General features: G+C 51.4%; 19 protein-coding genes and 2 pseudogenes. 10 read left to right on the forward strand and 11 right to left on the reverse strand.

Features of this window, described 5'->3' with window-relative positions; genetic code table 11:
- Window positions 1-2: 2 nt before the first annotated feature.
- The 3 genes from znuD to HMPREF2606_RS04630 all read right to left on the reverse strand — a co-directional run bounded on the left by znuD (window position 3) and on the right by HMPREF2606_RS04630 (window position 4502).
- On the reverse strand, window positions 3-2291 hold the full coding sequence (znuD, locus tag HMPREF2606_RS04620) for a TonB-dependent zinc receptor ZnuD (protein ID WP_070843379.1): 2289 nt from the start codon (window positions 2289-2291) through the stop codon (window positions 3-5).
- Between the two features lie 218 nt (window positions 2292-2509).
- Window positions 2510-2992 carry a cupin domain-containing protein gene (locus HMPREF2606_RS04625; RefSeq protein ID WP_070713367.1) on the reverse strand — a complete coding sequence of 161 codons (483 nt, stop codon included), beginning with the start codon at window positions 2990-2992 and terminating at the stop codon, window positions 2510-2512.
- A 100-nt stretch (window positions 2993-3092) separates the two neighbouring features.
- The gene (locus tag HMPREF2606_RS04630; RefSeq protein ID WP_070713365.1) at window positions 3093-4502 is read right to left on the reverse strand and encodes a leucyl aminopeptidase; all 1410 of its coding nucleotides are present in this window, start codon (window positions 4500-4502) and stop codon (window positions 3093-3095) included.
- 158 nt (window positions 4503-4660) lie between these two features.
- Here HMPREF2606_RS04630 and lptF point away from each other — a divergent pair, with 158 nt between their 5' ends.
- The 4 genes from lptF to hflX all read left to right on the forward strand — a co-directional run bounded on the left by lptF (window position 4661) and on the right by hflX (window position 9388).
- On the forward strand, window positions 4661-5776 hold the full coding sequence (gene lptF, locus HMPREF2606_RS04635; protein WP_070713362.1) for an LPS export ABC transporter permease LptF: 1116 nt from the start codon (window positions 4661-4663) through the stop codon (window positions 5774-5776).
- On the forward strand, window positions 5773-6843 hold the full coding sequence (gene lptG / locus HMPREF2606_RS04640) for an LPS export ABC transporter permease LptG (protein WP_003745632.1): 1071 nt from the start codon (window positions 5773-5775) through the stop codon (window positions 6841-6843). Before lptF ends, lptG begins: the two co-directional genes overlap by 4 nt.
- A 119-nt stretch (window positions 6844-6962) precedes the next feature.
- The gene (locus HMPREF2606_RS04645; protein WP_283122344.1) at window positions 6963-8183 is read left to right on the forward strand and encodes a glycosyltransferase; all 1221 of its coding nucleotides are present in this window, start codon (window positions 6963-6965) and stop codon (window positions 8181-8183) included.
- A gap of 44 nt (window positions 8184-8227) precedes the next feature.
- Window positions 8228-9388 (forward strand): GTPase HflX, encoded by a 1161-nt coding sequence (gene hflX / locus HMPREF2606_RS04650; RefSeq protein ID WP_070713359.1) that lies wholly within the window; start codon window positions 8228-8230, stop codon window positions 9386-9388.
- A 68-nt stretch (window positions 9389-9456) separates the two neighbouring features.
- Here hflX and HMPREF2606_RS11260 read toward each other — a convergent pair whose 3' ends face one another.
- Window positions 9457-9582 carry a hypothetical protein gene (locus HMPREF2606_RS11260; protein WP_003678791.1) on the reverse strand — a complete coding sequence of 42 codons (126 nt, stop codon included), beginning with the start codon at window positions 9580-9582 and terminating at the stop codon, window positions 9457-9459.
- Window positions 9583-9942: 360 nt separating this feature from the next.
- On the opposite strand from HMPREF2606_RS11260, the gene HMPREF2606_RS04655 reads away from it, so the two are divergent.
- Window positions 9943-12429: a heavy metal translocating P-type ATPase gene (locus tag HMPREF2606_RS04655; RefSeq protein WP_070843380.1), complete on the forward strand. Its 2487-nt coding sequence runs from the start codon at window positions 9943-9945 to the stop codon at window positions 12427-12429.
- A 37-nt stretch (window positions 12430-12466) separates the two neighbouring features.
- On the forward strand, window positions 12467-12907 hold the full coding sequence (locus HMPREF2606_RS04660; protein WP_070713355.1) for a DNA polymerase III subunit chi: 441 nt from the start codon (window positions 12467-12469) through the stop codon (window positions 12905-12907).
- A gap of 87 nt (window positions 12908-12994) precedes the next feature.
- Here the strand turns inward: HMPREF2606_RS04660 and HMPREF2606_RS04665 are convergent, their stop codons facing one another.
- From HMPREF2606_RS04665 to rph, 3 genes are all read right to left on the reverse strand, one after another.
- On the reverse strand, window positions 12995-13645 hold the full coding sequence (locus HMPREF2606_RS04665) for a hypothetical protein (protein ID WP_070713353.1): 651 nt from the start codon (window positions 13643-13645) through the stop codon (window positions 12995-12997).
- 335 nt (window positions 13646-13980) lie between these two features.
- Complete coding sequence (locus HMPREF2606_RS04670; RefSeq protein ID WP_004519299.1) at window positions 13981-15201, reverse strand: aspartate kinase; 1221 nt, start codon at window positions 15199-15201, stop codon at window positions 13981-13983.
- Between the two features lie 171 nt (window positions 15202-15372).
- A complete protein-coding gene (gene rph, locus HMPREF2606_RS04675; protein ID WP_070713348.1) occupies window positions 15373-16101 on the reverse strand; it encodes a ribonuclease PH in 729 nt (242 codons plus the stop codon).
- A 138-nt stretch (window positions 16102-16239) separates the two neighbouring features.
- Here rph and HMPREF2606_RS04680 point away from each other — a divergent pair, with 138 nt between their 5' ends.
- The gene (locus tag HMPREF2606_RS04680) at window positions 16240-17127 is read left to right on the forward strand and encodes a YicC/YloC family endoribonuclease (RefSeq protein WP_283122345.1); all 888 of its coding nucleotides are present in this window, start codon (window positions 16240-16242) and stop codon (window positions 17125-17127) included.
- Between the two features lie 205 nt (window positions 17128-17332).
- Window positions 17333-18283 carry a bile acid:sodium symporter family protein gene (locus HMPREF2606_RS04685; RefSeq protein ID WP_070843381.1) on the forward strand — a complete coding sequence of 317 codons (951 nt, stop codon included), beginning with the start codon at window positions 17333-17335 and terminating at the stop codon, window positions 18281-18283.
- Window positions 18284-18351: 68 nt separating this feature from the next.
- Here HMPREF2606_RS04685 and HMPREF2606_RS04690 read toward each other — a convergent pair whose 3' ends face one another.
- A complete protein-coding gene (locus HMPREF2606_RS04690) occupies window positions 18352-18897 on the reverse strand; it encodes a TIGR00645 family protein (RefSeq protein ID WP_070843382.1) in 546 nt (181 codons plus the stop codon).
- Between the two features lie 196 nt (window positions 18898-19093).
- On the opposite strand from HMPREF2606_RS04690, the pseudogene HMPREF2606_RS04695 reads away from it, so the two are divergent.
- Window positions 19094-19864 (forward strand): annotated as a pseudogene (locus HMPREF2606_RS04695) (TSUP family transporter).
- 138 nt (window positions 19865-20002) lie between these two features.
- Window positions 20003-20113 (forward strand): annotated as a pseudogene (locus HMPREF2606_RS10670) (IS3 family transposase); the annotation flags it as partial.
- A 24-nt stretch (window positions 20114-20137) separates the two neighbouring features.
- Here the strand turns inward: HMPREF2606_RS10670 and HMPREF2606_RS04700 are convergent.
- The 3 genes from HMPREF2606_RS04700 to HMPREF2606_RS04710 form a co-directional block, all read right to left on the reverse strand.
- The gene (locus HMPREF2606_RS04700) at window positions 20138-20521 is read right to left on the reverse strand and encodes a CopM family metallochaperone (protein ID WP_070843383.1); all 384 of its coding nucleotides are present in this window, start codon (window positions 20519-20521) and stop codon (window positions 20138-20140) included.
- Window positions 20522-20762: 241 nt separating this feature from the next.
- On the reverse strand, window positions 20763-22358 hold the full coding sequence (locus tag HMPREF2606_RS04705; RefSeq protein WP_070645472.1) for a peptide chain release factor 3: 1596 nt from the start codon (window positions 22356-22358) through the stop codon (window positions 20763-20765).
- Between the two features lie 213 nt (window positions 22359-22571).
- Window positions 22572-23714 (reverse strand): NADH-dependent flavin oxidoreductase, encoded by a 1143-nt coding sequence (locus tag HMPREF2606_RS04710; RefSeq protein WP_070843384.1) that lies wholly within the window; start codon window positions 23712-23714, stop codon window positions 22572-22574.
- Between the last annotated feature and the right edge of the window lie 89 nt (window positions 23715-23803).

Consider the following 23803-nt stretch of genomic DNA (forward strand, 5'->3'; position numbering starts at 1 on the left):
TTTTAAAATTTCACGTTTACGCCGCCGGTAAAGCTGCGGCCCATTTGCGGCGTATCAGAGAGGAAGCTGCTGTGGGCGTAAACGGATTGGTTGAGCAGGTTGTCGGCTTTGACGTACCAATTCCACTCGCCATAGCGCGTATTGCGGCGGTAGTTTGCGCCGAGGTTAAGCATATGGTGTCCGGGCGTGCGCGTTTCGTAGCGGGCGAGTTTGTTTTGGGCGAACACGCGGTAGTAGTCCAAATTGGCATCGATACGGTCGGTCAGCGAGGCTTTCAGGTGGAAGCCGAGACGCGCAGCCGGAACACGAGGCGCGTTTTGGTCGTCCTGCGCGATGAAAGGACGGTTGCCGTAGGCATCTTCCCTGCCGGGCAGGGATGGCAGGTTTTTCAGACGGCCTCGTACATAGTCGCCGGAAACGCCGATGCGGTAGCGCGGTGTCGGTTTGAAGTAGATTTCGCCTTCCGCGCCGTAGAAGTCGGCACCGGATTGGTTGTAGCGCACGAGCTTCATTTCGCTGTCGTCTTCGATGGATTTGGGGCCGCGTCCGTCGTTTAAGGTTTGGGCGTAGATGTAGTTGCCGAAGCGGTTGCGGTAGAGTGCCAGATTGTATTGCCAGCGGTCGCCTTCGTAGCCCAGCGCGAGTTCGATGTTGTTGGAACGCTCTTTGTTGAGGTGTTTGTTGCCGACTTCAAAGGTGTTGGTGGCGACGTGTTTGCCGTGCGCGTACAGTTCTTGCGTTGACGGCAGGCGTTCCTGATGCGAGGCGGTCAGGCTGAGTTTGTGGTGTGGCGTGAAATACCAGTTGCCCGAAAGTGCGAACGAGCGGGCGGTTTGGCGGTGCGCACCGAGGTCGGGCAGGGGCTGGTTGTAGTAGTTTTCCCGATCAATCAATGCTTTGTCGTACTGAATGGAGGCTTTTTGTTTTTCCACGCGTACGCCGCCTTCAAGCGTGAAGTTGTCCCAGTTTGCCTGTTCTACACCGAAAAAGCTGTAATGGCGCACATTGTTGTCAATCAACATTGGTTGTTGGACGGTTTCGGGAATGGCGGAAAGCGCGCTGGATTTTTGTCCCAAATATTGCACGCCCCAGCTGCCTTTCAGACGGCCTATGGGTTGGTGGCGCAACTCGATACGGGCGTTGTGTGTTTTGTTGTTGAAGAAGTTTTCTACTGCATCGCCTGCTTTTTCGTCGTGGTGGTAGTCGTTGCGGTTCAGGTGTACGCGCAGGGCTTCAAAACCGGGGAACGGTTGCTTCCATTCGGCGCGGAGTTCATAGCGTTTGTTGCGCAGGTCTATCCACGGTTTGCCGTTGTGTGCATGGGCGTGTGCATTATCGTCGTCGTGGAAGCCGCAGCTCAAGCCCGGATTGTCGTAATCGATGTCTTCTTCGGTCAGCAGGTGCGGATAAAGCTGCAAATAGCGTTTGTTAATCAAACTCTTCTGCCAGATGATGTCGGCGTGGCAGTCGTCGTAGAGATGGCTGTGGGCAGGCAGGCCGTAGCGGTCGCGACGGTCGCTGTACGCCACGCCGAGGAAACCTTTCTCGCCCACCCAAGACAGCCCGATGCTGCCTGTTTTTGAATCGGCATGGCTGTCGGGCAGCCGTTTCAGACGGCCTTCTTCTTTTTGATAGCGCGGTACGGCGTAATCGCCCGATTTGCGGTACAAGCCTTCAGTATGCAGCACGAAGTTTTTGCCTAAACCGATATTGATGCCTGCGGATGTCAATTTTTCCAAATTGCCGCTGCTCAAACGCAATCCGGCTTCGCCCGATACGCCGTTTTCAGGCATTTTTTCGGGGATTTTTCCATCGGCAACATCCACCAAACCCGCCACATTGCCCGAGCTGTACAAGAGCGTAACCGGGCCGCGCAGGATTTCGACCTGTTGCGACAAGGCGCTGTCCACCATCAGGGCATGGTCTGGCGAGAAGTCCGCCATGTCGCCCGTTTCGCCGTGATGGTTCAACACTTTAATCCGTCTGCCCGTCTGCCCGCGAATGACAGGAGCGGATGCGCCGCCGCCGTATTGCGAAGCATGAATGCCCGGTACGCCGTCCAAAGCATCACCCAAGTTGACGGCTTTTTGGCGCAAGGTATCGCCGGAGATGATTTTGTCGGAGGCGGTCGAAGCGTGCAGCAGCCCCGACGTTGCGCGCGGACGGCTTTTGCCGACGACGGTAACCTCGTCCAAGTCAACCGACTGCTCGGTTTCATGCGCTTGGGAGAGGATGGGGGTGCTGATTAAAAGAATAGATAAAACAATGGGCTTGAGTGTGGTTTGTGTCATTTTAGTTTCTCATCATATTTCGAAAGGCTGTTATTATATAACATTGCGTCATTTATATGATAAGATTTTTGAGAAAAAAGGCCGTCTGAAAACGAAGCGTGGTTTTCAGACGGCCTTTGTCTTGTATGCAGGTTTAAATGAAAATGGAACAATCTTTCTGCTGCCTGGTTTTATTAAGACAGAAAATCACGGCAGATTATTTGCTTTCATTGAAAGCATTACTTGGTTTCGGCGGCTTTAGCACCTGCGGTTTCTGCAATCAAATCCAAGAATACCAACGGTTTTTTGCCGATATTTTTCAACGCATGGGACTGGCCGGGGCGGGCGATGGTAATGTCGCCGGCGCCGACTTCGGTTTGTTTGCCTTCGCTGTCGGTAAACAGACCTTTGCCGGATACGATGATGTAAACATCTTCATTGCCGGTGTGTTTGTGCTGACCGATGGAAGCGCCCGGCGGTAATGTGAGCCAGCCGATTTCTTTGAATGCGTCTTGGTCGGCGGTTTGATGGCGCGTGAAGGCAAAGCTGCCGAGCAACGGGCCTTGGCCTCCGGCTGCGTTTTCGCGGTTCCATTCTGCCAAGTCGGCTTTTTTGTACACTTGGATGCTGCGGTCGGTGGAGGTGGTTTGTTCGGCGGCTTGAGCGTTTAGAGATGTGCCGAGCAGAAGGGCGACAGATAATGCGGCAAATAGTGGTTTCATGGCGGTTCTCCGTTTGTCAGGTTGAGTCAGATAATGCGGATTCCGTTTTCAGACGGCCTGCGGGGTTGAAACGATTAACCCCGCAGGCTTCCCCCAAGATTTATTTCACGTTGCGCAGATAGTTCAACAATAATGGAACAGGGCGGCCGGTCGCGCCTTTTTCACCGCCGGATTTCCATGCGGTACCTGCGATGTCGAGGTGTGCCCACGGGTAGTCTTCGGTGAAATAAGACAGGAAGGTGGCGGCGGTAATCGTGCCTGCGCCGGGCGTGCCGATGTTGGGAATGTCGGCGAAGTTGGACTTGAGTTGGTCTTTGTAGGTCTCAAAGAGCGGCAGTTGCCATGCTTTGTCGTCCACGTTGCGGGAAGCGGCCAGCAGGCTGTCGACCAAATCTTGATTGTTGCCCATCACGCCGCTGACGTCATGACCCAAGGCGATGATGCACGCGCCGGTCAGAGTGGCAACGTCGATGACGGCTTTAGGTTTGAATTGCTCGGCGTAAGTGAGTGCGTCGCACAAAATCAGACGGCCTTCGGCATCGGTGTTCAACACTTCGATGGTCAAGCCTTTCATGCTTTTCACGACGTCGCCCGGTTTGTTGGCTGCGCCGGAAGGCATGTTTTCACAAGTGGCGACGATGGCAATCAGGTTGATCGGCAGTTGCAGTTTGACGGCGGCGCAGAAGGTACTGATGACGGTTGCCGCGCCACACATGTCGAACTTCATTTCGTCCATGTTCAGGCCGGGTTTGAGGGAGATGCCGCCGGTGTCGAAGGTAATGCCTTTGCCGACCAATACCACAGGCGCGGCTTCTTTGTCGGCCGCACCGAAATAGCTCAGTTCGACCAAATATGGATCCTCAACGCTGCCTTTGGCGACAGACCAGAACGAACCCATATTTTCTTTGATGTAGTCTTTTTCAATGATTTTGGCGTGTGCGCCCAGTTTTTCAGCTTCGGCTTTGGCGGTACGCGCGAGGAATTCAGGCGTGCATTCGTTCGGTGCCGCATTGCCCAAGTCACGGCAGAGGCTTTGTCCGTAAACTTGCGCTTCGGCGACGCGCAGGGCTTCTTTGACGGCGGCTTCGTGTGCAGTGTAAAACACGGCTTCTGCAAATTTGGCCGGTTTGGCTTCTTTTTTATAGCGGTCGAAACGGTAGGCGGCGTTGCCGAACGCGATGGCGAAGGCTTCGGCAACAGCTGCTGCTTGCGCTTCTTCAAAGGCATGAACGTCCACATTGACCGTTTCTTGGTTTTGCGCCCATTTGGCGGCTTCGGCGGCGGCTTTGTTCAGCGCGGCGCGGTCGGTTTTTTGGAGGCGGGCGACGGCAATGGCTTGCAAACCGTTGTCCGTCGGGATTTTGGCGTCGGCGAAATTTTGACCTTCTTCAAGGGAAGCGAAGAGGGCGAGGGCAGTCGGGTTGCTCAGTTGCGATGCTTCGGCGCAGACAAATAATTGCGCACCTGCCTGTTGAGCCTGCAAAGTTTCGGCTTTTGTGCTAAATTTCACGTTTATTCTCCTGATTGGAACGGTTGTCGGTTATTCAGACGGCCTGTTGACCAACCGTCCGAACAGATGAAAATCATTGTACTCCATTTGTGTCATGCCGTCTGAAGCCTTATGAATAAATATGGGTTTCCCATAAACCGTAGACCACGCTCAATCTTATGATTTACCAAAGAAACTTTATTAAAGAACTTTCCTTTACCGCCGTCGGCATCTTTGTCGTCCTCTTGGCGGTATTGGTGTCCACGCAGGCGATCAACCTGCTTGGCCGCGCAGCCGACGGGCGTGTCGCCATCGATGCCGTGCTGGCCTTGGTCGGCTTCTGGGTCATCGGCATGACGCCGCTTTTGCTGGTGTTGACCGCATTTATCAGCACGCTGACCGTATTGACCCGCTACTGGCGCGACAGCGAGATGTCGGTTTGGCTTTCCTGCGGATTGGCATTGAAACAATGGATACGCCCGGTCATGCAGTTTGCCGTGCCGTTTGCTATTTTGATTGCCGTCATGCAGCTTTGGGTGATGCCGTGGGCAGAGTTGCGCAGCCGCGAATATGCCGAAATTTTGAAGCAGAAACAGGAATTATCTTTGGTGGAAGCCGGCGAGTTCAATAACTTGGGCAAGCGCAACGGCAGGGTTTATTTTGTCGAAACCTTCGATACCGAATCCGGCATCATGAAAAACCTCTTCCTGCGTGAGCAGGACAAAAACGGCAACGACAACATCGTTTTTGCCAAAGAGGGCAATTTTTCGCTGACCGACAACAAACGCACGCTTGAATTGCGCGACGGCTACCGTTACAGCGGTACGCCCGGCAAAGCCGATTACAACCGCGTTTCTTTCCAACACCTCAGCCTGATTGTCAGCACCACGCCCAAACTCATCGACCCTGTTTCACACCGCCGTACCATTCCGACCGCACAACTGATTGGCAGCAGCAATCCCCAACACCAAGCGGAATTGATGTGGCGCATTTCGCTGACCGTCAGCGTTTTGTTGCTGTGCCTGCTTGCTGTGCCGCTTTCCTATTTCAATCCGCGCAGCGGCCATACTTACAATATCTTGATTGCCATCGGTTTGTTTTTGGTTTACCAAAACGGGCTGACCTTCCTGCGCAATGCCGTGGAAGACGGCAAAATCCATTTCTGGCTCGGACTGCTGCCCATGCACATCATCATGTTTGTGATTGCCGTCGTCCTGCTGCGCGTGCGCAGTATGCCTAGCCAACCCTTCTGGCAGGCGGTTGGCAAAAGTCTGACATTGAAAGGCGGAAAATGAACCTGATTTCACGTTACATCATCCGTCAAATGGCGGTTATGGCAGTTTACGCCCTCCTTGCCTTCCTCGCTTTGTACAGCTTTTTTGAAATCATCAACGAAGTCGGCGATCTTGGAAAAGGCAGCTATAACGGCGCAAAATTGGGGCAGTATGTTTTAATGCAGATGCCTGCGCGCGCATATGAACTGATGCCGCTTGCCGTTTTGATCGGCGGCCTGATTTCCCTCAGCCAGCTGGCTTCCGGCAGCGAACTGACCGTCATCAAAGCCAGCGGCATGAGCACCAAAAAGCTGCTGTTGATTCTGTCGCAGTTCGGTTTGATTTTCGCCATTGCCACCGTCGCGCTCGGCGAATGGGTTGCCCCCACGCTGAGCCAAAAAGCCGAAAACATTAAGGCCGCCGCCATCAACGGCAAAATCAGTACCGGCAATACCGGCCTTTGGCTGAAAGAAAAAAACAGCATTATCAACGTGCGCGAAATGTTGCCCGACCATACCCTGCTGGGCATTAAAATTTGGCAGCGCAACGATAAAAACGAACTGACCCAAGCGGCAGAAGCAGAATCCGCCGTTTTGAATCCTGACGGTAGCTGGCAGCTGAAAAACATCCGCCGCAGCATATTGGGCGAAGATAAAGTCGAGGTTTCCACTGCCGCCGAAGAAAACTGGCCGATTTCCGTCAAGCGCAACCTGATGGACGTATTGCTCGTCAAGCCCGACCAAATGTCTGTCGGCGAATTGACCACCTACATCGACCATCTGGAAAAAAACAACCAAAATACCCAAGTCTATGCCATCGCATGGTGGCGCAAGCTGGTGTATCCCGTTGCCGCATGGGTGATGGCGCTTGTTGCCTTCGCCTTTACGCCGCAAACCACGCGCCACGGCAATATGGGCTTGAAACTCTTCGGCGGTATCTGCCTCGGTTTGCTGTTCCACTTTGCCGGACGGCTCTTCGGCTTTACCAGCCAGTTGTACGGCGTGCCGCCGTTTTTGGCAGGCGCATTGCCGACGGTTTTGTTTGCACTGTTGGCGGTGTATCTGATACGCCGTCAGGAAAAAAGATAAGGCAAAATAAACTTCAGGCCGTCTGAAAGGCAATCTTCAGACGGCCTGAGTATTTTGTGTGCAAAAAACAAAATGCTAAAGTAAAATAATACCTTTCCAAACCAATGCGGCTATTGAAAATGTCCCAAACCATCTGCTTGAATATGATTGTCAAAAATGAAGCGGCAATTATCGAAGAAACACTGGCCAACATCACCGACCACATCAAACTTGACTACTACGTCATCAGCGACACCGGCTCGACCGATGATACTGCCGGCGTGATCCGCCGCTTTTTCAATGCAAAGGGCATCGCGGGCGAGATTCATCATGATGGTTGGCAAAATTTTGCATACAACCGTAATCAGGCTTTGAAACACGCAAAAGACAAAACCGATTACGTGTTGATTTTTGATGCGGACGACCGCTTTGAAGGTAAATTGGAATTGCCCGAGCTGACCGCCGACCGCTACCGCCTTCGCATGAGAAATGCCATGGGCAGCGTGGTTTATTACCGTCCGCTGTTGTTGCGCAATGACGGAACATTCTACTGGCGCGGCGTGTTGCACGAATTTATCGAAACCGACAAACAAGATGCCAGCGAAGCCACGCTTCATGGCGACTATACGGTTCTCAGCGGCCGTTTCGGCGCACGCAGCAATATGGCGAACAAATACCTGCTTGACGCCGTTTCTTTGGAAAAAGCGTTTTACAGTCCTGAAGATGAAGACCTGAAACCGCGTTACGCCTTTTATGCGGCGCGTTCTTATTGGGATTCTGATATGCCCGAGCGTGCGAGCGAATGGTTTAAAAAACGTATCGAGTTGGGCGGTTGGATCGAGGAAGTAACGGTTTCTTACCAACAGCTGGGCGAGTGCTACAAATTAATGGGCAAACGCGATGAAGCCTTGGCGACTTGGTTGGCAGGCTACGATTACAACCCGCACCGTGCCGAGTGTCTCTACCTCGCGCAAACCATGCTGCGTCAGGAAGGAAAATACCGCATTTCCCATGCGATTGGCCTGATGGCGAAACGCATTCCTTTCCCGAACGACGATATTCTTTTTGTCCAAAGCAATGTTTATCAGTTGGACATCGACTATGAATTGTCGGTTACCGCCTATGCGGCCGGCGATTTGCGCCAAGGCTATGAGTCTTGCCGCCACTTGCTCTTGCTTAATGTACGCGAGGCATTGACCACGGTGACCATGCAAAATATGTGGCTCTACCGCGAATACGCGCAAACCGAAACGCGCGAAGTATTGGAGCAGCTGGTGGCCGTAATGCAGCCTTATGCCGCGCAAGGCGGACGTTTGGCAGAAGTGACCGAATATTTTGCCGATATTTTGAAAAACCGTTAATCAGCACTTTGACCCAGCCGTCAGGCCGTCTGAAAGGAAATTTTTTGAGCAAGCGCAATCTGTTTTCCGTCGATAAATCTTTGGAGCAGCCCGAACGAGTCCTCTTGGTCGGCGTGATGTTGACGGCGGACTATTCCGGCGCGAACGAAACGCGCGAACGCGGCTTTCAGACGGCCTTGACCGAAGCGGCAGAATTGGTGAGCGCGGCCGGCGGTGATTTGGTTTCTATCGAAACTTCACGCCGCGACAAACCGCATCCGGCTTTGTTTGTCGGTACGGGCAAGGCGGAAGAGTTGGCGGCAGTGGTCAAGCAGCATGATGTCGGGCTGGTCGTGTTTAACCACGAACTCACGCCGACACAAGAGCGTAATCTGGAAAAAGAGCTTCAATGCCGCGTACTCGACAGAGTGGGTTTGATTTTGGCGATTTTTGCCAAACGCGCCCAATCGCAGGAAGGTAAGTTGCAGGTGGAGTTGGCTCAGTTGAACCATTTGAGCGGACGGCTGATACGCGGTTATGGACACCTGCAAAGTCAGAAGGGCGGTATCGGCTTGAAAGGGCCGGGTGAAACCCAGTTGGAAACCGACCGCCGCTTAATCGGACAAAAAATCACGGCATTGAAAAAACAGCTTGCCGATGTCCGCAAACAACGCGCCACGCGCCGCAAATCGCGCATGAGCGGCCGTCTGAAAACCTTTGCCATTGTCGGCTATACCAATGCCGGAAAATCCAGCCTGTTCAACCGCTTGACCAAAGCGGACGTATTGGCGAAAGACCAGTTGTTCGCTACTTTGGATACTACTGCGCGCCGGCTTTTCCTGTCGCATGAGGCAAGCGTGATTTTGACCGATACCGTCGGCTTCGTCCGCGATTTGCCGCACAAACTGGTGTCGGCGTTTTCCGCCACCTTGGAAGAGACGGCGATGGCGGATGTGCTATTGCACGTCGTTGATGCGTCCAATCCCGATTTTGAACGGCAGATGGACGATGTCAACGAAGTTTTGGAAGAAATCGGCGCGCATGAAATTCCGCAATTGGTGGTGTACAACAAAATTGATTTGCTGCCGTCGGGTATGCGTGAAGCAGGCATTTTGCGCGACAATTCCGGGCATGCCGTCGGCGTGAATGTTTCCGTTGTCGAAAGTTTGGGCTTGGACGGTTTGCGCGAAGCGATGATTGAATTGGCTATACAACCAAATGCTTGATAGTATGGAATGAAACAAGGCCGTCTGAATGTTCAGACGGCCTTACCGTAAAATTTTAAATCCGAGGATTATGCCGACAGAGGGCTTTTCTTTTTGAACACGCTTTCGTAAAGCATCCAAGCGGCGAGGCTCAGGTATACGGTGCTGGACAAAATGCCGATAACGGCAAAAATAGGCATAAGGCGATCAATCATGGTGAGGTTTCCCAATAAGTTAGTTTTATAAGTAAATGTGTGTTTTTTATTTCCGTCTTCGCGGAATGGCTAAAGTATGCTGCTTAAATGGACTGAGGTCAATAAAAAACATATTTGAATTTTTAAAAAAGTTCCATTTTTACATTAAAATAATTGGAAGTTTTTAAAGATAAACGGTATTTATATGTTACCGTTCATCATCTGATAAACGGTCAATACTTTGTTTTCCATATTTTTTACAAAGTCCGACAGTCTGTTAATTCAAAATTGAATGAAAAGAGGCGGAAAAACGCTTTTTGCTAAAATGTAACACCCTGGGACGGTTGTTTCAGGCCGTCTGAAAAATAAATCGAACACGTTATGACATCTTCCACACATCCCCAAAAAAACTGTTTCCATTGCGGGCTTGAAGTCCCGGATCATCTGCATCTGACGGTTCGTTTTGAAGACGAAGAACACGAAACCTGCTGCGCCGGCTGCCAAGCAGTGGCGCAGAGTATTATTGATGCCGGTTTGGGCAATTATTACAAACAGCGTACTGCAGATGCAGAAAAATCTGAATTACCGCCACCGGAAGTGTTGTCGCAATTAAAGCTGTACGATTTGCCCGAAGTACAGGCGGACTTTGTCGAGGTCGGCGCAGGGGATGAACGCGAGGCGGTGTTGATGCTGGGCGGCATTACCTGCGCCGCGTGTGTGTGGCTGATTGAGCAGCAGTTGTTGCGCATGAAGGGCGTAGTGCGCGTGGATTTGAATTACAGCACACACCGCTGCCGCGTGTTGTGGGACAGCGCCCACATCGAATTGTCGGACATTTTGCTGAAAATCCGCCAAACCGGTTATACCACCGCGCCTTATGATGCGCAAAAAATCGAAGCGCAGGCTCAGAAGGAACGCAAACAGTTTATCGTCAGATTGGCCGTAGCCGGTCTGGGTATGATGCAGACGATGATGTTTGCCCTGCCGACTTATTTTTACGGCGGCGACATCGAGCCGCTTTATTTGGAAATCTTGCATTGGGGCGGCTTTTTGATGGTGTTGCCCGTTGTATTTTACAGCGCGTTGCCGTTTTACCGCGGCGCATGGCGCGACTGGAAAAACCGCCGTGTCGGCATGGATACGCCGATTGCCATTGCCATTGTGATGACCTTTATCGCCGGTATTTACAGCTTGGCCACCAACGCAGGGCAGGGCATGTATTTTGAATCCATCGCCATGCTGTTGTTTTTCCTGTTGGGCGGGCGTTTTATGGAACAGATTGCCCGACGCAAAGCAGGCGATGCGGCGGAGCGGTTGGTCAAACTGGTTCCGGCATTCTGCCACCGTTTGCCGTCTTATCCGGAAAGTGATGACATCGAGGAAGCCGCAGTCGTCCGCCTCAATATCGGCGATACGATTGTTGTGAAGCCCGGCGAAGTCATTCCGGTGGACGGTACGGTTTTATCCGGCGAGAGTGAAGTTAACGAAGCCATGTTGACCGGCGAAAGTCTGCCCATCGTGAAAAGGCCGTCTGAAAAAGTAACCGCCGGCACGCTCAACACCAGTAGCCCTTTAATCATCCGCACCGACCATACCGGCGGCAACACGCGCCTGTCCCATATCGTCAAACTGCTCGACCGTGCGCTGGCGCAAAAACCGCGTGCCGCCGAGTTGGCCGAAAAATACGCGTCCAGTTTTGTGTTTGGCGAACTCTTGCTTGCTATTCCCGTTTTTATCGGCTGGGCTTGGTATGCCGACGCGCACACAGCCTTATGGATTACCGTTGCCCTGCTGGTCATCACCTGCCCCTGTGCCTTGTCGCTTGCCACACCGACCGCGCTGGCTGCTTCTACCGGTGCGCTGGCCAAAGACGGCATTCTCATCAGCGGCAAACAAAGCCTGGAAACGCTTGCCCAAATTGACGATGTCGTGTTCGACAAAACCGGTACGCTGACCAAAGGGCAGCTTTCCGTCAGCCGTATGTTGTCAGCAGGCCGTCTGAACGAAGTCCAAGCCCTTGCCGTTGCCCAAGCATTGGAACAGCAATCCGAACACCCCATCGCCCGTGCCATTTTGAACCATACGCTTTCAGACGGCCCTGTATCCGCGCTTGATGTGAAAGTACAGCAACGGGTCAGCCGTATCGGACATGGCGTCAGCGCGCAAATCGAATTTGATGGCGAAACCCAAGTTTGGGCTTTGGGCAAAGCGGCGTTTGTTTCGGAAATCTCCGGTCATCTGCCCGAAGCCTTTGCCCATATCGACCACACAGGCGGCATTATTTTCTTGGGCAATCAAAGAGGTTTTCAGACGGCCTTTTTATTGGAAGACCAAATCAAAGACAGCGCCGCTGAAATGTTGCAAAACCTGAAACAACACGGCATCCGTCTGCACCTTTTAAGCGGCGACCGTCAAGCCGCCGTAGACCAAGTCGCGAAAGAGCTGGGATTGGATGCCTATCGTGCCGAAGCCACGCCTGAAGACAAGCTGGCTTATGTGGAAAATCTGCAAAAACAAGGGCGTAAAGTCATGATGATCGGCGACGGGATTAACGATGCCCCCGTCCTTGCCCAAGCAGACGTATCGGCAGCCGTGGCAACGAGTGCCGATGTGGCGCGAGATGGTGCGGATGTGGTTTTGCTCAATGATGATTTGAACGTTTTGCCCGTGATGATGGAACAGGCACGCCGCACCCATCAAATTATCCGCCAAAACCTGACTTGGGCTAGCGCATACAATCTGGTTGCCGTTCCGCTGGCCGTGTTTGGTTACGTTACCCCGTGGATCGCCGCGCTCGGCATGAGTTTCAGCTCGCTGCTGGTGTTGGGCAATGCCTTGAGATTGTTGAAAACCAAAAAGGCCATCTGAAAACGGCAAATCCATTGCCTAAACGAAAGAATACGCTATGCCTAAAGCCACTTTTTATACACACGTCGCCCAGCCGGCTGCCTTTGCCTGCCGCCTGATTGCGCGCGTCATACGCGATGGTGGGCAGATTTTGGTGTGGTCGGATTCTGCTGCGGCAGTGCAGCAACTCGACATTGATTTGTGGCAGCAGATTCCCGAAAGCTTTATTCCGCATGAAGTCTGGCTGCCTACCGACCCCATGCCGTCTGAAACGCCGGTATTGCTTGCGTTTGGAAATGCATTGCCGAATATTCCGCAGGATTGCACGGTTTTGAACCTGTCGGCCGATTTCTGGAGCCAAGCCCCGGCCATTCCAAACCGTATCCTTGAAATTGTCGGCAACAGCTTAGAAGATTTGGCCGAAGCCCGAGACCGTTTTCGAGCTTATCGTCAGAGCGGATTTGAGATTGAGCATTTTTCGAGAGAAGGGAAGGATTGAGTGTTGGAGATATTCAAGGCCGTCTGAATATAAACAAAGGGACATTTTGATGATGTCCCTTTCTGCTATTTATTGGAAACAATAGGCTTATTGGGAGTATTTTTTGCCTAAAGCTTCGGCAGCTTTTTGTACTTCTTGATTGGCTGCACGCAGGGTTTCTTGCAATTTTTGAGATTTTTCTTGGAAATCATTGGCAAATTTGAGTGAATCTTTATCTTTGCCGTTGATAGTCAGCTCAGAAGCATGCTTACCTGCATAAATCATCAGGTTGTTGGCAGCACTGCTGACTTGTATAGTTCGGTCTAAAACTGCTTTGATTTCAGGATCTTTGATATCGAGGGCAGCTGCGCTCTGATGGAATTGCTCCAGTGCATCAGTCAATTTTTTCATCTGCTCTAAAGTCTCGGCTTCTTTACCTTGGCTGGCCAGTTGTTGCAATTCTTGTCCCATTTTGCCGATGTTTTGTGCTTCTTCACCGGTGGTGAAATGAATGAATTTTTGTAATTCGGCAAGACCTTCTGGAGATTTTTTATCGGAAATGACGATAGGTTCGGCCAGTTTAGGATCTGCTTCCGGGAATTCGCTCAGGGCTTTTTCGTATTTGTTGGCCGGGCTAGATTCGCTTTGGGCAACTTGTTCTGCCGGTTTGTCGCTGCTGCCTTTATTGCCGGAGTCACCGCAGGCTGTCAGCAGGGAAGCGGTCAAGATCAGCATACCGAATTTGTTTAATACGTTCATATTAGGATTCCTTCTTAAGTTAGGGGAAAATTGGGGGAAATTTGTTTTTATTGATGAGCGTAGATAATTATTTGTGCTTTTGTCCTATTTTATTACAAATTTGTTTATTTTCCTTAAATTAGGTTAAGTGGTATGTTTTTGGAATTAAACGGCGAAGATGGATGGTTGTAAAATATTGAACATATAATGAAATTAACAAGGGTAATAATAAGGCAAGCTGTGCTGTTTTGAATTAAAGTAGATTTTTTTATTAAGATGTTGTTGATTTATGTAATGGAAATAAAAAAGGCCGTCTGAAACAATAAAGTTTCAGACGGCCTTTTGATTGGCTGGAATTAGTTGCCTAAGTCGAATGCTTTATGCAGAACGCGGGTGGCCAGTTCCATGTATTTTTCGTCAATCAGGACGGATACTTTGATTTCGGAAGTTGAAATCATTTGGATGTTGATGCCTTCTTCTGCGAGGGTGCGGAAGATTTTGGCAGCTACGCCGACGTGTGAACGCATGCCCAAGCCGACTGCGGAGACTTTGCATACGGTGTCGTCGCCGTCGATGTAAGCGGCGCCGATGCTGTCTTGGCGTTGTTGCAGCAGTTCGATGGTTTGTTTGTAGTCACCGCGTGGGACGGTGAAGGAGAAGTCGGTTGTGCCTTCGCTGCCGACATTTTGGATGATCATGTCGACTTCGATGTTGGCATCGGCAACAGCGCCGAGGATTTGGTAGGCAACGCCGGGTTTGTCAGGTACGCCGCGTACGTTGATGCGTGCTTGGTTTTTGTCGAATGCGATACCGGTTACGGCTGCTCTTTCCATGTTGTCGTCCTCTTCAAAGGTAATCAGGGTGCCGTTGCCGCCATCTTGCAGGCTGCTGAGTACGCGCAGGCGCACTTTGTATTTTCCGGCGAATTCTACGGAGCGGATTTGTAAAACTTTTGAGCCAAGGCTGGCCAATTCGATCATTTCTTCGAATGTGATCGTGTCCATGCGGCGTGCTTCGGGTACGACGCGCGGGTCGGTGGTGTAAACGCCGTCCACGTCGGTGTAAATTTGGCATTCGTCGGCTTTGAGGGCTGCGGCGATGGCAACGGCAGAGGTGTCCGAACCGCCACGGCCGAGGGTTGAGATATTGCCTTCGCTGCTGATGCCTTGGAAACCGGCTACGATAACGACTTTACCGGCGGCCAAATCGGCACGCATTCTTTCGTCGTCGATGTTTTCGATGCGGGCTTTGGTGTGGGAAGTGTCGGTTTGGAGGGCGACTTGCCAGCCGGTGTAGCTTTTGGCGTCAACGCCGATGTCTTTCAGCGCCATGGCCAGTAGGCCGATGGTCACTTGTTCGCCGGTAGCGAGAACGACGTCGAGTTCGCGCGGATCGGGATGCTCTTGCATTTCGTGCGCCAGTGCGACCAGTCGGTTGGTTTCGCCGCTCATGGCGGATACGACGACTACGATGTCGTGTCCTTCGGCGCGGGCTTTGGCGACACGTTTGGCTACGTTTTTGATGCGTTCTGGCGAGCCTACTGATGTGCCGCCGTATTTATGTACGATTAACGCCATGTTTCGTGCTTTCTTGTGGGGGTTATCGGGCAGCTTGGTTTGCTGGAAAAAGGGTTATTATTACTATTTTTTACATGGAATTCAAGGATGGAACGCGCTTTTTTGAGTAAATACGCATAAAGGGGTTTGGTTAAAAAAGGCCGTCTGAAAGTTTTCAGACGGCCTTGCTGATTATCGGGCTAAAAGGGCGGCCTGCTGGTGTTGGACTAATTCGGCAATGCCTTTATGCGCGAGGGCAATGAGTTTGCCCAATTCTTCGATGCTGAACGGTGCGCCTTCGGCCGTACCTTGGATTTCGATGATTTTGCCGGATGCGGTCATGATGATGTTGACGTCGCTGTCGCAGCCTGAGTCTTCGGGATAGTCCAAGTCCAAAAGCGGTACACCACCCACCACGCCGGCGGAAACGGCGGCAACGGCTTCACGGATGGGGTTTTCGCTGATAAGGCCGTCTGAAAGGAGTTTGTCCACGGCGATTTGCAGGGCAACGTAGGCGCCGGTAATGGAGGCGGTACGCGTGCCGCCGTCGGCTTGGATGACGTCGCAGTCAATCAGGATTTGGCGTTCGCCGAGTTTTTCCATATCGACGACGGCGCGTAGAGAGCGGCCGATCAAGCGTTGGATTTCTTGTGTGCGTCCGGATTGTTTGCCCGCGGCGGCCTCGCGGCGCATACGGGAGGCGGTGGAAGCCGGCAACATACCGTATTCGGCCGTTACCCAGCCTTGTTCTTTACCGCGCAGGAAGGGTGGGACATTTTCGTCGATGGAGGCAGTGCAAATCACTTTGGTATTGCCGCACTCGATAAGGCAGGAGCCGTCGGCGTGGGGGAGAAAATTGGGCGTAATTTTGATGTTGCGCAGGCTGTCGGCGGCGCGGCCGGTGCGGGTGTAGTTACTCATGATGAACCTTTGGGGGGAATAAAAAATAGGTTGCCTTGAATTATAGAGGAATTTGGCACCAAAGGCCGTCTGAAAATCGTCGGTCGGGTGTGTTATAGTGTCCATACTTTCACTCGTATTTGGAAACGGAGTAAAACCATGGCTACAAGACGAACTATTCAAATCCACAGCATGACCGGCTTTGCCAATGCCGCAGGCGAATGCGGCGGCAAGCGGATTAATTTGGAAATCCGCGCGGTCAACCATCGTTATTTGGATGTCCAATTCCGTATGCCGGAAGAGTTGCGCTATTTGGAAGGTGCGTTGCGCGAACAGATTGCCGCGGCTGTGGCTCGCGGTAAACTGGAATGCCGTGTTCAGCTGCAAGATGCGGCTTCTGGCGGTCAGACTTTGGAGGTCAATCAGGACTTGGTCGCACAGCTGGCGAAGTTGAACAAAGAATGGCGCAAGGAACACAATTTCGGCAAGCTGAGCGTGGCCGATGTTTTGCGTTTCCCCGGCGTTTTGGCAGGGCAGGGCGAAGACGCCGAGGCCTTGGCGAAAGGTGTCAAAGATTTATTGACCGGCGCGTTGAAAGAGTTCACGGCTGCCCGCAAACGTGAAGGCAAAAAACTGGGCGAGCACCTGCTGCAACGTCTGGACGGCATGGAAGAGATTGTGGATGCTTTGAACGAACTGTTCCCAAGCCTGCTGCAGGCGCATATGGACAAAGTCAAAGCCCGTTTGGCAGAAGCCGTCGGCAATATCGACAACGACCGCTTGCAACAGGAATTTGCTTTATTCATCCAAAAATCCGATGTGGATGAGGAATTCAGCCGTTTGCGCACCCATATCGCCGAAGTACGCCGCATCGTTACCGAAGGCAAGGGCAGCGTAGGGAAACGTTTGGATTTCCTGATGCAGGAGCTCAACCGCGAGGCCAACACTTTGGGCAGCAAAGCCATCGCTGCCGAATGCACGCAAGCTTCGGTAGAACTGAAAGTCTTAATCGAACAAATGCGCGAACAGGTTCAAAATATCGAATAAATCGATAACGAACAGATAAAACAAGGCCGTCTGAAAACTTTCAGACGGCCTTTGTGTTGATATTGGATGGAGTCAGTGTGGTTTGTTTTTAAACATTATTGGATGATGGATTTCCTGTTTCGTTACTGTAATTGCGCATAAGAGTTAACATGTGTTAAATTATGGCAATTATTGTCATGATAAGAACATACAAAGGAGTAAAAACATGAACTTTCTAACCGCAGTCAGTCGGCAAATGACCCGCTTCACCGCCTTGATTATCGTCCTTGCCTCCATCATCGCCTTTATTGAACCTGCCACTTTTTCGTGGGTAAAAGGCGATACGCAAGTCGTTGTACTCGGCATCATCATGCTCGGTATGGGCATGACTTTGGGCAAAGAAGATTATCAAATTCTGGCGCAACGTCCGCTCGATATTTTTATCGGTGCAATCGCCCAATATACGATTATGCCCTTGCTCGCCATCGGCATTGCCAAAGCCTTTGACCTTTCGCCCGGATTGACACTGGGTTTGGTTTTGGTCGGCACCTGCCCGGGCGGCGTTTCATCCAATATCATGAGTTTTTTGGCTAAAGGCGATGTCGCCTTTTCAGTCGGTATGACCACCGTCTCCACCGTCCTCGCGCCTGTGATGACGCCGCTGTGGATGACTTATTTGGTCAGACAAACCGTCGAAATGGACGGCTGGGGTATGTTCAAATTTATGCTGCTCGTTACCCTGTTGCCTGTCGTTATCGGTTCTGTCGCCAATATCTTGCTGCATAAAAAACATTGGTTTGAAGACGTGCGCGCGATTATGCCTGCCGTTGCCGTTGTTGCGTTTGCCTGCATCGTCGGCGGCGTTGCTGCCGTTCATGGGCACCGATTTGCCGAATCCGCCTTCGTGATGGTACTTGCCATCGCTGCCCACAACATCGGCGGCTACATCCTCGGCTATTACAGCGGCGTACTGACCGGCATGAATACCGCCAAAAAACGCACCCTCGCCATCGAAGTCGGCGTACAAAATGCCGGACTTGCGACCGGTTTGAGTGCTAAATTCTTCCCCGGCAATGCCGAGTCTGCCGTTGCCGCCGCCGTTGCCTGCGTTTGGCACTCTGTATCGGGAACGGTTTTGGGCAATTTGTTTGCCTGGTGGGACAAGCGTAAACAATAAGCTGTAAACATTGCCAGATAACAAAAGGCCGTCTGAAACACTTCAGACGGCCTTTTGATTGCCTTTTATCAATGCGCTTTATGCGTTGTGCTGTACACGATTTTGTCTGTTAAAGCCATGGCGAGGGCGGAAATCAGGAAACAGATGTGGGTAATACATTGCCACATGATTTGTTTTTCCGACAGATTGGCGGCGTTGAGGAAGGTTTGCAGCAGATGGATGGAGGAAATGCTGATGATGGACATCGACAGCTTAACCTTTAAAACCGAAGCATTGACATGGCTGAGCCATTCGGGTTGGTCGGGGTGTTCGTCAACGTGGAGGCGGGAAACGAAGGTTTCGTAGCCGCCGACAATGACCATGGTCAGCAGGTTGGCAATCATCACGACATCAATCAGGTTCAATACGGCGATCATGACGGTATTGTCATCCATAATGCCGAAGTTGGAGATCAAGTACCACAGGGATTTGAGGAACTTACAGGCATAAATGACTTGGGCGATAATCAAGCCTAAATAAATCGGCAGTTGCAGCCAGCGGCTGGCGAAAATGAAATGCGCGAAGATGCCCATTCGTTCGTGGGCTGTGCGTTTGGTCGGGGAGGAATGTTCCATAAAATGTGTTGTGTGTAGGAAAGATAAGGGGCGGCATTTTAATGGAAAAATTTTTAAGCTGCAATTTGAGCGGCTGAATTTAAAAAGAAAGGCCGTCTGAAAACAGAATATCGTTCCTTGTTTTTCAGACGGCCTTGTAGGTTGTCAGGACAGGCAAACATGCGCAAAATCGCTTTGCTTTTTAGAGATGGACATCATGCTTGCAGATTCGTTTTTTTATTATCTGGTATTGGTCGGCTTTGCCGCTGGGTTGATGGATGCGGCGGTTGGTGGCGGCGGGCTGTTGCAGATTCCCGGATTGTTCAACCTATTGCCAAACGCTACGCCTGTGGCCTCGGTGATGGGTGTCAATAAATTTGCTTCCTGCTGCGGCACGTTGACCGCGACGGGTCAATATCTGCGCCGAATTCCTGTGCCGTGGAAAATGCTGCTGCCTGCCGCGGCGTTGGCGTTTGCCGCTTCATATTTGGGCGCGAAAACGGTGGTGTATTTCCCCGTGTAATATATGAAACCGGCGATGCTGGTCATCATGATTGCCATGTGCCTGTACACTTTTTTGAAAAAAGACTTGGGGCAGACGGCGCGCACTGAAAAGCTGACGCGCCGTGAAACTTTATGGGGCTTATTTTTCGGCGCGTTAATCGGGTTTTACGACGGCGTGTTCGGGCCGGGAACGGGCAGCTTGTTGGCTTTTGTGTTTGTCCGCTTTTACGGCTATGATTTTTTAGCGGCCAACGCTTCGGCAAAGGTCATCAATTCGACCACCAATCTTGCCGCGCTGACGTTTTTTATTCCGCAAGGCCATGTTGTGTGGGCATGGGCGATACCGTTGGCGGTGGCGAATTTATGCGGCGGCGTGGTCGGCGCGCGCTTGGCAATACGCGGCGGCACCAAGCTGCTACGTTATGGATTTATGTTGCTGCTGTGCCTGACCATTGGGAAGTTTGCTTGGGATTTATTGGGTTGATATCGAATGAAAAAAAGGCCGTCTGAAAGTTTCAGACGGCCTTTGCATTTTACAGTTTAACCGAATGCTCGCGTGTTTCGTGGAATACGATATCCGGCCAGCGTTCTTGTGTCAGATTAATGATTTGAGACGTTCTAACAACTGGAAAAAACGATTCATGAGTACATTCATTATTACAACCATGAGCGCATTCAGGGGAAACTAAAAGGACTGAGCTCTGTGAATTACAGAACTCAGTCCTTGAACTAAATCAGTCTAACTTTTGGGGTCAGATCATTTTACGGAGCTTTTTTTGTTGTGTGCTTTAAGCCATTTTTGCATTTGTTCAATTTCCGCTTGTTGTGCGTTAATAATATCCTCAGCAAGCTTACGCATCTCAGGATCCTTTCCGTATTTTAATTCAACTTCCGCCATTTTTACTGCGCCAATATGGTGTGGCAACATACCTGCTGCAAAAGCAACATCAGGATCTTTATATTGCGCAGCTGCCATCATGTCTTGATTCATTTGATCCATACCTTGCATTAATTCTTGTTGCATTGCAGAATCTGCCGACATTGACATATTCATGTGTGCTTGATGAGGTTGTCCATTAGCTTGGGCATAATTTGAAATTGCAATAGCGCTAAGTGTGATAAAAGTCATAAGTTTTTTCATGTTTTTCGCCTATGTGATAACTGAAGGAGCACAAATTATGAACTTTGACCTAAGGTTAAAGTCAACATTTATTCCGAAAATGTTTGGTGAGGTACTAAAAGCTAAAATAAGACAATATTTGAGCTGCGTTACGGATTTATGTTGCTGCTGTGCCTGACCATTGGGAAGTTTGCTTGGGATTTATTGGGTTGATATCGAATGAAAAAAAGGCCGTCTGAAAGTTTCAGACGGCCTTTGCGTTTTACAGTTTAACCGAATGTTCGCGTGTTTCGTGGAACACGATATCCGGCCAGCGTTCTTGCGTCAGGTTCAGGTTGACGCGGTTAGGCGCGAGGTAGGCGAGGTTGCCGCCAGCGTCTATCGAAAGGTTGCCTGCGTTGGCTTTTTCAAATTCCGCCAGCTTTTTCTTGTCTTCACACGATACCCAGCGCGCCGACCAGATGGATGCGCTGTCAAACACGGCTTCCACGCCGTATTCATTGGCGAGGCGCGAGGTAACGACTTCAAACTGCAACACGCCGACCGCACCTAAAATCAAATCTGCACCGCTCATCGGTTTGAAAACCTGTACCGCGCCTTCTTCGCCGAGCTGTTGCAAACCTTTTTGCAGTTGCTTGATTTTCAGCGGATTTTTGATGCGTACGCTGCGGAACAGTTCGGGCGCGAAGAATGGGATGCCGGTGAACGCCAGTTGTTCGCCTTCGGAGAAGCTGTCGCCGATTTGGATGTTGCCGTGGTTCGGGATACCAATAATGTCGCCGGCGTAGGCTTCTTCCACCAGCTCACGGTCGTGGGACATGAAGGTTACTACGCTGGAGGCGGCGATTTCGCGGTTGATGCGCAGGTGTTTCATCTTCATGCCGCGCTCGAATTTACCGGAGCAGACGCGTAAGAAGGCGATACGGTCGCGGTGTTTCGGGTCCATATTGGCTTGGATTTTGAAGATAAATCCGGAGAACTTAGGTTCGTCAGGCTCAACCATGCGTACGGTCGCATCACGCGGTTTCGGAGCAGGCGCCCATTCAATCAATGAATTGAGGATTTCCTGAATACCGAAGTTGTTAATCGCCGAGCCGAAGAACACGGGCGTGAGTTCGCCGGCGAGGAATTCGTCGAGATTAAACTCGTTGGAAGCAGCCTGCACCAATTCGATTTCGTCGCGCAACTGCTGGATTTCCAGCGGAAAGCGTTGTTCCAATTCAGGATTGTCGATGCCTTTGATGATGTCGAACTCGTGCGGCAGGCGCTCGCCACCTGCATCGAAGAGATAGATTTCGTCGTTCAGGATGTGGTACACGCCCTTGAAGTTTTTGCCCATGCCGATCGGCCAGGTGACGGGCGCGCAGCGGATTTGCAGGATGTTTTCCACTTCGTCCAGCAATTCCAGAGAATCGCGTACTTCGCGGTCGTATTTGTTCATGAACGTGACAATCGGCGTATTGCGCAGGCGGCAGACGTTCAAGAGTTTGATGGTTTGCGCTTCCACGCCTTTTGCCGCATCGATGACCATCAAGGCGCTGTCGACGGCGGTCAATACGCGGTAGGTATCTTCGGAGAAGTCTTGGTGTCCCGGCGTATCCAAGAGGTTGACGGTATGGTCTTTGTAGTCGAACTGCATTACGGACGAGGCCACGGAAATGCCGCGCTGCTTCTCGATGTCCATCCAGTCGGAGGTGGCGAACTTGCCGGTTTTCTTGCCTTTTACCGTACCCGCGCTTTGAATCGCACCTGAAAACAGCAAGAGTTTTTCGGTCAGCGTGGTTTTACCCGCGTCAGGGTGGGAGATGATGGCAAACGTGCGGCGGCGGCGCACTTGGTCGAGGATTTCTTGGGACATGGTTTTCTTTGCAAAAAGGTTCAGGCCGCTTTTTCAGACGGCCTGAAGGATATGGGTGTTGGAAAACAGGCTAAAATAAGGGCGTGTGCAACACGCCCTGCAATAGATTGAAAGATGCGGAATTGTACAAAAAAATGCTTGATAATTCAATGTTTGTACCAAAACAAAGGCCGTCTGAAAAGTTTCAGACGACCTTTGTTTATGAATCGATGATTAAATATCCATCGGTTTCCATTCCACACCTTTTACCGGCGGCAGCCATGATTGCGTACCGCTGGAGGCAAATCCCCACAAGGTGTCGGGGAGGCCGTAATGGTCGGCGCGCGTTGGATCGAGTTGCGTTTCGATTTCATCTTCGCGGCCTTCACGGATTTGTGTGGCGATGTGCGGATTAATCATCACGGTTTTGCCCAATGCGATAAATTCTGCCCAGCCGGTTTCATAGGCGGCCAAAATTTGGTCGGCGGTAAACAGGTTGCCCACGCCGATAAGCGGCAGTTTGCCGTTGATGCGTTCGTGGATGAACTGCATACGGGTTTGCGCGGTATCGCCGCCGCGACGGATTTTTTTATCAAATTCCCACAGGGAAACGTGCAGATATTGCAGCGGTTTTTGTACCAATGCGTCAATCAGTGCGCCGGTTTCGGTCATGGTTAAGCCGTCATCGCCCGGCTCTTCAGGGGAGAAGCGGTAGCCGATAATGAAGTCGTTGCGCTGGTGTTTTTCACGGACGGCAACTACGGCATCGATAACGGCCAGCGGGAAGCGCATTCTGTTTTCCAAGCTGCCGCCCCATTGGTCGTTGCGACGGTTGCTTTGGGCAGAGTAAAACTGTTGGATCAGATAGCCGTTCGCACCGTGGATTTCCACGCCGTCAAAACCGGCGCGAAGCGCCAAATCGGCGGCTTGCGCATAAGAGGCGATGAGTGCTTCGACTTCTTCTGCGGTCGCTTCGCGTGCGTGTTCGGTTTCGCTGGCGGAAGCGCTGATTTTGTCGAGACCGTCCAAAAGGTCATCAATGGCTTTGGAACCGCCGTGATGGATTTGCAAAATCGCTTTTGCGCCTTGCTGTTGCAGGATTTGTGCGGTTTCTTTCAGGCTGTCGAGGCAGTGTTCGCCTGTGGCCTCAGGTTGGCCGTGAAAGGCTTTGCCGTCTTTTTGAACCAAAGTGGCGGCAGTGATAAACAGGCCCATATCGCCTGCGCGGTTGCTGAGGAAGGTACGCTCTTGGTCGCTGATCAAACCGTCGGCTTGTGAGCCGAAATGGGTCATGGGGGCGACGACAAGGCGGTTTTTGATGGTTACGCCGTTATTGAGGGTGTATGTTTGGAAGAGTTGGGCGTATTTTGGATTCATGAGATTTTGCTTTTGATAAGTGAATGGTTGGCAGAGAATTGGGCCATTCGGGAATTTATCAAGTAGACAGGCCGTCTGAAAAGTTTCAG

Origin of the sequence: Neisseria sp. HMSC070H10 (genome assembly GCF_001837635.1) — a bacterium.
Classification (GTDB): Bacteria; Pseudomonadota; Gammaproteobacteria; order Burkholderiales; family Neisseriaceae; genus Neisseria; species Neisseria subflava_A.